The organism is Arthrobacter sp. B0316-1-20 (assembly GCF_059091865.1).
Map to the genome: position 1 here is coordinate 1 of NZ_JBNHHC010000075.1, position 12,117 is coordinate 12,117.

Annotated in this window: 10 protein-coding genes and 1 pseudogene; 9 read left to right on the top strand and 2 right to left on the bottom strand. The window is 56.3% G+C overall.

Going from position 1 to position 12,117, the window contains the following annotated elements:
* The 9 genes and pseudogenes from AC5RW2_RS38000 to AC5RW2_RS38040 all read left to right on the top strand — a co-directional run.
* Positions 1 to 1,632, top strand: a 1,632-nt coding sequence (locus tag AC5RW2_RS38000; protein WP_493964513.1) for an acyl-CoA carboxylase subunit beta, incomplete at its 5' end; no start/stop codon positions are given.
* Between the two features lie 46 nt (positions 1,633 to 1,678).
* On the top strand, positions 1,679 to 3,223 hold the full coding sequence (locus AC5RW2_RS38005; RefSeq protein ID WP_493964514.1) for a class I adenylate-forming enzyme family protein: 1,545 nt from the start codon (positions 1,679 to 1,681) through the stop codon (positions 3,221 to 3,223).
* Entirely contained in the window at positions 3,213 to 4,805 is a 1,593-nt protein-coding gene (locus tag AC5RW2_RS38010; protein WP_493964515.1) for an acyl-CoA carboxylase subunit beta, read from the top strand. Before AC5RW2_RS38005 ends, AC5RW2_RS38010 begins: the two co-directional genes overlap by 11 nt.
* A 34-nt stretch (positions 4,806 to 4,839) precedes the next feature.
* Positions 4,840 to 5,073: a biotin/lipoyl-binding carrier protein gene (locus AC5RW2_RS38015; protein WP_493964516.1), complete on the top strand. Its 234-nt coding sequence runs from the start codon at positions 4,840 to 4,842 to the stop codon at positions 5,071 to 5,073.
* A 14-nt stretch (positions 5,074 to 5,087) separates the two neighbouring features.
* Positions 5,088 to 6,464 (top strand): acetyl-CoA carboxylase biotin carboxylase subunit, encoded by a 1,377-nt coding sequence (gene accC / locus AC5RW2_RS38020; protein ID WP_493964517.1) that lies wholly within the window; start codon positions 5,088 to 5,090, stop codon positions 6,462 to 6,464.
* A gap of 123 nt (positions 6,465 to 6,587) precedes the next feature.
* Positions 6,588 to 7,418, top strand: a complete 831-nt coding sequence (locus AC5RW2_RS38025; RefSeq protein WP_493964518.1) for an ABC transporter ATP-binding protein — start codon at positions 6,588 to 6,590, stop codon at positions 7,416 to 7,418.
* A gap of 16 nt (positions 7,419 to 7,434) precedes the next feature.
* The gene (locus tag AC5RW2_RS38030) at positions 7,435 to 8,208 is read left to right on the top strand and encodes an ABC transporter permease (RefSeq protein WP_493964519.1); all 774 of its coding nucleotides are present in this window, start codon (positions 7,435 to 7,437) and stop codon (positions 8,206 to 8,208) included.
* Complete coding sequence (locus AC5RW2_RS38035; RefSeq protein ID WP_493964520.1) at positions 8,205 to 9,044, top strand: ABC transporter permease; 840 nt, start codon at positions 8,205 to 8,207, stop codon at positions 9,042 to 9,044. Before AC5RW2_RS38030 ends, AC5RW2_RS38035 begins: the two co-directional genes overlap by 4 nt.
* Before the next feature lie 534 nt (positions 9,045 to 9,578).
* Positions 9,579 to 10,145, top strand: a pseudogene (locus AC5RW2_RS38040) (IS1634 family transposase); the annotation flags it as partial.
* A gap of 590 nt (positions 10,146 to 10,735) precedes the next feature.
* Here AC5RW2_RS38040 and AC5RW2_RS38045 read toward each other — a convergent pair.
* Both AC5RW2_RS38045 and AC5RW2_RS38050 read right to left on the bottom strand, forming a co-directional pair.
* Entirely contained in the window at positions 10,736 to 11,326 is a 591-nt protein-coding gene (locus tag AC5RW2_RS38045) for a biotin transporter BioY (protein WP_493964522.1), read from the bottom strand.
* A 125-nt stretch (positions 11,327 to 11,451) separates the two neighbouring features.
* Complete coding sequence (locus AC5RW2_RS38050; RefSeq protein ID WP_493964523.1) at positions 11,452 to 11,970, bottom strand: flavin reductase family protein; 519 nt, start codon at positions 11,968 to 11,970, stop codon at positions 11,452 to 11,454.
* Positions 11,971 to 12,117: the final 147 nt, after the last annotated feature.

A 12,117-nucleotide genomic window follows, 5' to 3' on the forward strand; every position in this document is an offset into this window, starting at 1 on the left:
AGCCCAATAATGCATCAAACGCCCACCCACACAAACAGCACCACGCCGCCACCCAACGCCGGCGCGCGCTTGCGCGACGAAGGCCAGCAACGCCTTGTTGACGAACTCCATAGGAGACGTGGCGCAGTCAGGGACCGCTTCGACAACGCCACCGTGCGCGGACGGCTTGCCGAACTGGGGGCCGAATCAGTGCGTTCGCGGATTGCCGAGATCTGTGACGACGGGAGTTTTGTCGAAACAGGAACCTTCGTCGTATCTGGTCGCCCTGACGATGAGGCGACAACGCCTGGCGATGGAAAAATCGGCGGGCATGGCAGTGTCGGAGGCCGGCCCATCACGATTATTGGCGATGACGTGACTGTGAAGCGCGGCAGCACCGCGACCATGGGAACGCGCCGCAAGAAACGTTTATTCGCCCAGGCACTACAGCGTGGTAATCCATTCGTGGTCCTAGGCGAGAGCGCTGGAGCCCGGATCCCAGACATCCTCGGCGCCGAGGGCCTGACCGAGATGGATCTGGACCGAGCGGCCGCCACACGGCAGCGTCGTATCCCGATGGTGAGTGTCATCACTGGTCAGTCTTACGGCGGATCATCCTTTGCAGCGGCTCATTCCGACATCGTCGTGCAAGTCAAAGGGGCCTGCACGTCAATTACGTCCCCACGTTTGATCGAAGTAGCTACTGGCGAATCCGTGACGGCCGAGGAGTTGGGCGGCCTTGACGTGCATCTTAGTAAAACCGGTCAAGTAGATTTTGGGGCATCGGATTTCAGCGAAGCGGCGGACATCGTGCGTAACGTTCTGGGATATCTCCCGTCCAACGCGGACCAAGTGCCGGATCGACTGGATTTCGACGTGACGTCTCTAACCGACAGCACGCTGGCGGACCTTGTCCCGAGTCGCATGAGGCGCGCCTATGACATGCGCAAGGTACTGCGGAGGCTGTCCGATGACGGACAAATCCTAGAGATCCAGCCAGACTTCGGCAAACCACTGATCACCGCGTTCGCCAGGATCGGAGGCTATTCAGTCGGGATACTCGCCAGTCAACCGATGTTTCAAGCTGGAGCGCTTGATCCTGACTCATGCGATAAGGCCGTCCGCTTCATTTGCCTCTGTGAGTCGTTCAACCTTCCCCTGATCTTTCTCCAAGATCTGCCGGGCTTCATGGTCGGAAAGTCCGTCGAGCATAATCGGCTACTCGCAAAAGCGATCATGATGCAGCAGGCTTTCTCGCTGACGACAGTTCCGAAACTGACTGTCGTGATGCGCAAGGCGTACGGGTTTGGATACTTCGCGCTGGGTGGTGTCTTCGAGGCCGTGGACGGCCTCTACGCCTGGCCAAGCGCTGCCTTCGGATTCATGGATCAAAAGGCAGGTGCGCAAGTGGTCAGAGGACGCGATTTGGGGGGCTTATCGGCAACTGAGCGTCAAAGCGTGCTGGCTGAATCCGGGGAGGAGTTCGACACGGAATTCGACGCATATATACCAGCTAAGCGAATGAGGATCGACGAAGTGATTGATCCCGCCGAGACAAGACTGACTCTTGTGAGAGACCTTGAGCGGCTTGTTCCACGCTACGCCGAACAAACGCACGATAAGCCGCTGATGAGCTGGCCGACACGGTGGTAGCAGCCATCAGGCCCAATGTTTCCATTTCGAAGAGGGGAGATCTTCAATGTTGAATTATCAAGAACTGGTCCGCACGCTCGGAAAGGCGAACGAGACCCGTGTCGCCATCGAAGACGCTGAGAAGTCCTATACCTACGGAGAATGGCATCGGGACACCACGCGTGTTGCGGCAGGGTTCATCCAACAAGGGCTGCGCCCCGGCGACGCAGTGGTTTGGCTAAGCCCGAACTGCGCTGACTACCTGATAGCTTATTTCGGCACTGCCAAGGCGGGGCTGCGTTTCAGCCCGCTCAACTTTTGGCTGCGGGGGCCGGAACTTCGAGCCGCTCTTGAGCTTGTGCGCCCCGCCTGCATCATCGTGCACCCTGACTACCTCGAGAAGATGACGGAAGTGTCCGACGGCCTGGGAATCGAGCGTCGGTTTGTCTTGGCTGATTCCGAGGCATTGTTGCCGAGGGGATGGGAGCGTTGGGAAAGTCTTTTTGTGGACAGCGACCCCGACGCTGTCTTCGCAAGTGACGAGGATTCGCCTCACGAGATCATTTTCACAAGTGGTACGACCGGCCAAGTCAAAGGCGTGGCGAGAACGCAGCGCCAGAGGATTATGGAAGCAATCGTCTCTGTTATGGTGCAGCCGCAAGGCCGGCGATCTTTCGTCCTGCGGGGGGCACCGCAGTTCCACGTCGGAGGAGGAACCGGTCCGCTTCAAACGCTCTTGCAGGGTGGTAGGACTCGTATCTACAAATTCAACCCAAATCGGGCAGCGGGTCACATAGAACAAGGAATCACACACATCTCTGGCGTTCCTGCCCAGTTCGAGTTGTTGTTCGAATCCGGCGCCCTTAACGGTATCGATACAGGCAAGATCCAGTACTGCGGTATCGGCGGCAATGGTGCAGCTCCTGACCAATTTCTGCGCATACAACAAGCGTTCCCCAATGCGCAACTTGTGCACTTCTACGGCTCGACCGAATCGGGGATGGTCTCCTCGATTAGCGGTGACGAGTTCCACGAGAGATTATCGTCCATAGGCCGGCCCGCACCGGGAGTTGAAGTGCGGATTGTTGACGATCATGGCAACGAATTGGGGCCTGACGAGGTCGGCGAAGTGCAGGTGAAGTCTGAGTTTTTGATGACCGAATACTACGGACGCCCAGACCTCACTTCAGAAGCATTGACTGAGGACGGCTTCCTCATGATGGGAGACCTTGCCCGAATGGATGCGGAGGGATATCTGTACATTGTCGGTCGCAAGAAAGACATGATTATTTCGGGTGGCGAGAATATTTATCCCAAGGAAGTCGAAGACGTCATCACCACTGTCAACGACGTTGCAGAAGTAGCCGTCATTGGCGTACCCGATCCTATCTACGAAGAGCGCGCGCTAGGGATTGTCAAACTATCTGGTCCCATTGCGCGAACCGAGGAAGATGTTCGCCAAGACATCACTGAACGTGTGCGTGAAAGACTCGCCGGCTATAAGGCGCCAAGAGAGGTGCACTTTGTAGACGAGTTTCCGCGCAACGCGCTCGGAAAAATCGACAAGGTCGTTCTCCGCGAACAGTACTCCGGAGTACTGAATGCGCGCTGAAGAACAATCGGAAGCTCTGTTGTCGCAGACTACAGCACCGGTCTCCTGGGAGCATGAAGTCCAGGAGATTGAGGCTAGGCGCAAGCGTGCTCTGAGAATGGGCGGAGAGCAGGCTGTCGAACGTCAGCATGCCAAAGGGAAGTGGGACGTTCGAAAGCGGCTATACAATCTCCTAGACGCCGACTCTTTTGAGGAAGTCGGCGGACTCACTGGAGTGGCCGACGAGTCACAAGGCGAACTAGGTTCAAGCTTCATCCCCTCCAATGTCGTAACTGGTATTGGGCAAATCAACGCGCGAGACGTGGCAGTTGCTGCTGACGATTACACTGTCGGACATGGAACCCCCAATGAGGCCAGTTCTGCCAAACGGACACATATCGAAGAATTGGCTTCCGAGCTGCGGATGCCGTTGATTCGGATTGTGGACATGGCCGGGGCGAGTTTAAAGAGCATTGAAGATCGCGGCTATACCATGTTGCCGGGCGCTAAGTGGGACTGGCTTTCCGTATTGTCTCAAGTGCCTGTTGTTTCCATCGCAAGTGGTCCCAGCCCGGGATTGGGCGCGTGGAGGGTGGCAGCCTCGCACTTCTCTGTTCAGGTGAAGGGCATTGGGCAAGTTTTCGCGGCGGGCCCGCCTATTGTTGCTGCCGGCATGAACCAAATCCTGACAGCAGAGGAACTCGGCGGCTCGGATGTTCATGCTGGACATAGCGGCGTTGTAGACAATTTAGCTATGGATGAGGCAGACGCGCTTCAACAGGCACAAAGATTCCTGTCATATCTACCGCCGAGTGTGCATGATCTTCCCTCGCGGCTGCCGACTCTAGACGATCCAAATCGTCGTGAAGATTCGCTCCTCACTGCGATTCCGAGGAATGTGCGTAAAATCTATAACTCTCGCCGTATTTTCAATGCCGTTTTTGACCGGGACAGCGTATTCGAGATTGGTCGAAACTGGGGAAGATCGAGTGTAGTTGGATTCGCCCGTCTGGACGGCTATCCAGTGGGGTTTATTGGAAATGATCCGAAATTTTACGGCGGTGGCATGGACGACGCGGCGGCTGAGAAACTGACGCGTCATATCGATCTATGCGATACCTTTCACTTGCCTGTAGTTAATTTGGCAGATCAGCCTGGGACTCTAATAGGCCTAGAAGCGGAGAAGCGCGGAACGATCCGGCGCGGCTTACGGGTGCTTGCCGCCGTCGAACAGGCATCGATTCCGTGGTATACGGTGGTCGTCCGCCGCCTGTTTGGGGTGGGAGGCGCTGCGTATGGGCCATCGCGGCGACTGGACAACAGGATCGCCTGGCCTTCTGCGCGTTGGGGGCCCATGCCCATTGAGGGCGGTGTGGATGCTCTATATAAGAGCGATATCGAACAAGCAGTTGATCCTGATGCCCGTCGACGCGAGCTTGAGGAGCAGTTTGCTGCCCTTGGCTCTCCGCTTCGTACAGCGGAGAGGTTCGGAATAAATGACGTTATCGATCCAAGGGACACTCGCCCCATCTTGTGTCGCTGGGTTCGGCGGGCCTACGGAACGCTTGAAGCGGGTGTCCGTGAACGTACCGTCCGTCCGTGACCGTAGTACTGAAGAAAGTTGAGGGAATAGCCCTGTGACAATCGTTGAAGCCGAACTGACGGCTGTTGTGTGGAAGCTGCTCGTACAAGTAGGGGATGCAGTCGACGAAGGTGACGAACTGCTCATCCTGGAATCAATGAAGATGGAGATTCCTGTCGAGGCGGAAAGCCCGGGAATCGTCCACGAGATACATGTCAGCGAGGGAGATGCCGTCAGTCCTGGCGCCCCAGTGGTGACGCTCAGGCCGGGATCAGGCGCATCCCTGTAGAGGAGGGTGACGAGATGTTTTCAAAAGTTCTCATTGCGAATCGTGGAGAGATCGCGGTTCGCATCAATCGAGCGTTGCATGAATTGGGCATAGCCACTGTTGCAGTGCACTCGGAGATCGATGCCGATGCACTTCACGTTCAAGTTGCGGATGAACATGTTTGTATAGGCGGCAACGCCGTTTCGGAAAGCTATCTCAATATCGAGCGGGTTGTAGCAGCAGCGGTAGCTACAGGAGCGGCCGCCATTCACCCTGGGTACGGGCTGCTGGCTGAGAATCCTCTGCTAGTCGACGCGTGCGAGGCGGCTGGAATCACATTTATAGGTCCAGACGCCTCGGCACTGCGTCAGATGGGATCAAAAATCGAAGCCCGGAGTCTCATGGAGCAGGCGGGCGTGCCTATAGTCCCCGGCGTATGGAAGGCGGTGACGGAGAGCGATGAAGTTCTAGCTATCGCCAACGAAATAGGCTTCCCTGTAGTCGTGAAGGCTTCCGGCGGAGGCGGAGGTCGGGGCATGCGTGTCGCACGAACGGCGATGGAGGTGGAAAAGGCGTTCGAGGGTGCAGTCAGCGAAGGTGCAAGATTCTTTGGCGATCCCTCGGTATATGTCGAAAAATACCTGGATGACCCACGCCACATCGAAATCCAGATAATCGGTGATAAGTTCGGAAACCTTGTGCATCTATTCGAGCGCGACTGTTCTGTTCAGCGCCGGCACCAGAAACTGGTTGAAGAATCCCCGGCACCAATTCTTGCAGCTGAAGAAAGAATTGCTATAGGTGACATAGCGATTCGCGCTGCCCGCGCCGTAAATTATCACTCCTTGGGCACCGTGGAGGGGTTATATCAAGATGGCAAATTCTACTTTCTCGAGATGAATACTCGAATTCAAGTCGAACATGGAGTGACCGAGATGGTCACGGGCATAGACCTCGTCAAAGAACAAATTCGGGTAGCTGCGGGGGAGCGACTGTCGTTCGACCAAGATGGAGTTCAAGTCCGGGGTCATGCGATCGAATGCCGCATCAACGCAGAGGACGCAGCAAAATCCTTCCTTCCGCAGCCCGGACGAATCACGCGTTGGATTGAGCCCAAGGCGGACGGGGTAAGGGTCGACAGCGGAGTGTCCACAGGTGCGGAAGTGACACCCTACTACGACCCTCTGTTGGCCAAGCTGATAGCTTGGGCGCCGACCCGGGCCGAGGCGACTGCCCGGATGCTTCGAGCGCTCGAGGACATGGAAATTGAGGGCGTCACAACCCTCTTGGCTTTCCATCAGCGGCTCCTGTCCTCAGAAGAGTGGGCCCACGCCGAGACTTGCAGGAACCTCATCGAGAGTAAGCAGTGGCTGCGGGCGACGGATCGGGCGACGAACTTGGCGCGCGCTTGAGAGGGGATACAGAGGGACCCGGCTAGCTAACCGCGAAATTATTTGATCTGATATCGCAGTCCAAATCCGGTTGCAGTCGAACTGAAATCGTGACAATGGACCCGAAAGAATTGAAGGTGGCACATGAACCAGGAAGAGTCTTTGTTAGAGACAAATCCATCGTATGCTGACAACCACGCCGATGCGCCTGAAGGATTTGCTTTCGAACTGGCAGGGGTTTCCGTCGACCTCGCGACTGAGGGTGGGAAATTATCCATTCTGCAGGACGTGAACTTCGCGATGAAAACTGGGGAAATAGTCGGCATCGTGGGTCGTTCGGGCACAGGGAAGACGACGCTGTTGCGCGTCCTTGGCGGGCTGCTGGCGCCGACTTCGGGCGTAGCCCGGGTCTACGGGCAAGCCATTGACGGGCCTCCGGAAACAGTAGTCACGGTATTTCAGGACTACGGCAACGCCTTACTCCCCTGGCGCACTGTTGCACGCAACGTTGGTTTGGGCCTCGAACGCGCGCTGAGCAAGGCAGAGCGTGAAGCCCGCGTGGAAGAAGCGCTCAGGATGGTCGGCCTGCATACGCGCGGGAACGAGTTCCCGTGGCGCCTTTCGGGTGGAATGCAGCAACGTGTGCAAATTGCCCGGGCACTAGCGATGCGTCCACGTATCCTGCTGATGGACGAGCCGTTCGGTGCGCTTGATGCAATGACCAAGGCTGCACTTCAGGATGAGCTGCTGAAGGTCAAGGAACAAACCGGCGCGACGATTCTTTTCATCACGCATGATATGGACGAGGCCGTCTATCTCAGTGATCGCGTGTTTGTCATCGCCGGGTCCCCCGGGACGCTAACTCTTCAGTACGATGTCGATCTCGCCAGGCCGCGCCACCAAATCAATACACGGGAACTGCCTGCATACCTCGCCGCACGCCATGAACTGGCCTTGGCGCTTGAAGTCGAGTAGTTGGCTGGAGGGCGACATGAAGTTAAACGCGCGAATAAATGTTCCGGGCATTGCAGTTATTTTGTTGCTCGTTGCCGTATGGCAGGTATCCACCGCAACCTTTCTGCGATTCGAGTACCTGCCTTCGCCGATCGGAATCACTAAGGCATTCTCCGAGATGGCCGCACGGGGAGAGATTCTCCTGTATGTGGGGCATACGTTGTCAATCACGCTTCTAGCTGCTGCCATAGCTATCGTCGGGGGCGTCATTCTCGGTTCGGTTATTGCTTTAGTTCCGTTTGTTCGAACTTACACATTGGGCACCGTCAATGTACTTCGCTCGCTTCCAGTGGTTGCGCTCATGCCTATTGCGTTGCTTATATGGGGTCCTGAGCCTAAAACTGAGCTGATAGTTGCGGTATTTTCGGCGTTGTGGCCGATTACAATCAATTCGATTGGAGGAGTTGCGCAGATACACCCAAGGCTTCTTGAAATGGCCCGATCATTTCGGCTGTCAACCGGCGATACTTTCCGAAAAGTGGTTTTTCCAGCGGCGTTGCCATCTATTTTAGTGGGATCAAGGCTGGCAGTCATCCATGCTTTAGTGGTCGTAATTGTTGCTGAGATGTTGATAAATCCCCAGGGAATGGGTGGAAGGCTTTATCGGACGCAAGTTGCTCTGCAGCCTGAACAAATGTGGGTTTGGGTGATTATCTCTGGAATCATTGGCTACCTGCTGAACGTCATCATGATTCGAGGGGTGCGCAAGGCCTTGCCTGGAATTGGAAGCGCAATTGGAGGTGCGTCATGAGCATGACCGTGACCAAGCCACAAGCTGGCGGCCCAGTCGCAGTGAAGAGAACGGGGAACGCTCTGGGCGCTCTTCTGAAGCCGTTCAAAGGAGTACGCGGTCTACTGCTCCTGATCGTCCCTCTAGTTCTTTGGCAGGTCCTTGGAGGACCGGATCCTTTTTCGTTCCCCAAGCCCGAAACGTGGATACCCGCGCTAGCAGAGATGGCAAAATCGGGACAGTTGTGGCCGGCTGTCGAAAGGACTTTGACAACGTTCATACTGTCGTTGATAGTGGCCACCGTGCTGGGCATCTTGGGCGGGATGTTGATTGGATCGAGTAACCTTCTGGATAGAGCGCTCACGCCGTTCCTAGATTTTTTCCGCGCCGTTCCACCGCCGGCCCTGGTGCCGGCTTTGGGTCTGCTTCTGGGCCCTACGCTGCTTTCATCGGTCACTATTGTTGTTTTAGCCATCGTCTGGCCGATCTTATTGAATACTGTGACAGGTATTCGAACGATTCCCGCCGTACGCAAAGAGATGGCCCGGACGCTCGGTCTTACACCGGTCGAACGCTTGGCGAAGGTGATCTTTCCGTCGTTGGGCCCGAACATCATGACCGGTTTGCGAATCAGTGTGTCAATGTCCCTGATTGTGACTCTTGTGACCGACATCATCGGAACTGGGCGTGGGCTGGGGCGGCTTTTAGTGGACCAGCAACAGTATTTTGAATCCGCTGCAGTATGGGCCCTCCTCGTTGTAATCGGCGCTTTTGGGTACCTCATCAATATATTGTTTGGCTTCTTCGAAACCGCTATTTTTAAGAGGTGGCCAGAAGGAGCCCGACCGGTTGGCTAGCCTTCCCTTTTGAGCTGTGTCCTCTTTTCCGGTCAACCTGTCTCCTGAATCCCGGCGAAAAGCGCAGACGAACATACACGGGCTGATTTCTGTCATTGTGTAGCTGCCTCGTTACCCAGTTAACCGGGTCAATCAGGAACAGGTTACAAACCTGCCGGTCCTAGATCGGTGTTGTCGCTCTCCAGCGGCGCTTGGCATAGCAGGGACGCTGACCCTGCTATGCCTTGCCTTGTGGTCAACTGCTGAGAGGCCTGCCATGACTTCTGGTCTAAGCGCATCCTCGCCGTACTAGGACCATCGCGGGCCAGGGTTGCTGGACGTGTAACAGGGCTAGCCTGCGGAGTTTTGACTCGGAATGGAAATCCTGGCGGACGTGGCGATGCACAACTCTAGGAAGATTGGTTGCGGTCTACTATGGTGCAGATCGTGGACTAAGCGGGCGGAGCCAGATCGTTGCGCACCTCAGATCCGCCCACACCGATGCTGGGTTGACCGTTTTCATGCATGCCGGCGCTCGGCTTCGATGCCCTGACTGACGAGGCGTTCTTTCAGCTGGTGCTGGCCACTGGTCGAGCCAACTTCGAAGTCCGACAGTATCGGGTCATCGACGAGCTTGGAATTCCGTTGGTGCATCGCAACACTCACCAAGGCACTCGTACGCTGCAGTAACGAGTACCACGACCTCGTGGCCAAGGCGTGCTTCGTTGAAGCGTTGCCACCACTGGCATCAGTCTGCTGCTTCAAGACGTGACGAGTCTGTGTTTCGAGGCCGAGAAGGAAGACGACTGCAGCAAAGTCAAAATTCGAAGGAACGCCGGGTCGGTCCACCAGCAGGCCGTCGTCGGCCTGCTGGTGGACCGTGCCAATTTTCCCGCTGGCGACATATTCCTTCGATGGAAACAAGACTGAAACCCACAATCGGCCCAGTAATTCCGGCGTTCCAGGCTCGTCAGGCGGCCGCCGACATGGTCGTAGTGGCAGATGCCGGGATGCTCCCGCTCGCGAACCTGCAAGCACTCGATGACGCGGGGCCTTCGCTTCATCGTCGGGTCCCGCCAAACCAAGGCCCCCGTGGCTCCGGCCACCCGTCCGCTCTTCCACCGAACCAGGCGCCATCGGGGGCACCTGACGATCGTCGTCACAGCACTGGCTGTAGCCCGCTATCTCCAGGACCCCGCCGGGTTGAACCTGAAAAATCATCAAGCTCAAGCCCTTACGCGAGGTCACCATTAACGTCGGCGGACACGAACTGACTGCCGAGCCGCAGATTTCAAACTAGGCCGAAATCAGGAGTTATGCTTGCCCGGCTAAAACAGCTTGCGCGCAAAACCTGGCCCGTTGTTGTCAGCTCATGCGACAAGTTCTGTCCGCCCCATCCTCATACCCACGCTGCAGTCGGCCTCAGGGTGAAAGTCGGGAGAATGGTCGCGTCGGCACGGAAGTAGAATGCCAAGGATCTGGCTTTCCGCATGAGCCTCAGGCCTGCGGCTGCCCTGAGTGGTGTTCGTCCCCGGAAGCCGCTGACGTGATAGCGAAGAATCCGAGACCCTAGCCCTCTGCCACGGAACGGGCGGGAGTTAGTTTTGGATCAAGTCGCCCACAACAACAGGCTTATGATGCTGCCCAGGGTAGCATCATAAGCCTGCAACTGTCGTATTTGCGTCACAGATCGGAGACTAACGCTTAGAGCGTTACTTTTGTAGTTTCGGTGCAATCTTCCAGAGCGTGGGAATCACCGCAGCGGCGATCGCAGCCTTGATAATCCCTCCGATGATAAAAGGGTACAGCCCCCACTCAAGGGTCTGCTGGAGACTAGCGCCAAGGGCAACGGCCAACCAAACCATGCCGATGGCGAACGTGACTATCGTTCCGGCCAAGAATGCTAAGGCGGCCCCGACGAACTTCCTATCCCAACTGCGTTGTGAAAGCTTGCCGACAAGATAAGCGGCTGCGATAAAACCTACGATGTAGCCGCCGCTGGGGCCCATGGCAGTCGATAGCCCAGATGAAGCCTCGGAGAAGATTGGTGCCCCGGCGACGCCTGCAGTCCAGTAGAGAACCATAGACAGTGCTCCACGAACTGGGCCGAGCGTCGAGCCTACAAGTAAAACGGCCAAGGTCTGCCCGGTGATGGGTACCGGCCAAATCGGTATAGAAACCTGAGCCAAGACAGCTGTGAGGGCAGTACCACCGACTATGAGAGCCGTGTTAGTGACGGCACTGCTTGGCACAAAAGCATCCGCCAAGACTTGCGGCCGCGGAGTTAGAGTTGAACTCGTCATTCTTTTCTCCAAGTTTCAAGGTTTCGGTTTATCTTTGTGTCGCCATTTGTCGACATCACCGGCGGTATTCAACCGGAATTTGAGCGCTCGGACCTTTGTCCATGGTAATCAAAAATAGAGGCAAACTAGATGATGATTTCGGAATTTTCACTGAGCCGGTGATATCTTCTGGCGTGATAAACGAGCGGTTCGTGGTTCTCGCTTGTATTAGAAGTGTCGATTAGTAACTCGATGATCACGCTGCTGCCGCTCGTTATCCTGCGCAGCACGCGTCCGCGAGCCCACGTCTGCACCCCGCTAAGTAGCGGTTCCCCAGTGGGCAGCATCGACCATTCTGTGTCGATGAATCGGTTTATCCCCGGAGTGGAGAATTTCACGGCGAGCTCACGGTTACTATGCTCAAGAAAATGTACGACTGCACTTTCAGCAGTTTGGAGGCTCTTCCACGTCCGTGAGGCCGCATTGATGGTAAAAATGAGCACAGGTGGACTCGCCGATACCGAATTGACTGATGTAACGGTGAATCCCGTGGGTCCGTCCTCAGTCTCAGCCGTAATGATCGCGACGCCGCCAGGATGGTTCCGAAACAGGTCACGATACTCTTCGGACGTTATTCCGTCCTGCTCCGTGGTTGTCACACTCATGGATCCTCCTTGCTAGGGCTCTATCTGCCGGCGCTTCTTAACCAGAAGCTCCTCGTTCCATCACGGGCGTCTGCCCGTTCATCAGCTGTTGTTGGCGGGTAAGGCGTTGATGTTGGTTTTTCCGAGCGTGCCGGTCATTATCCGACC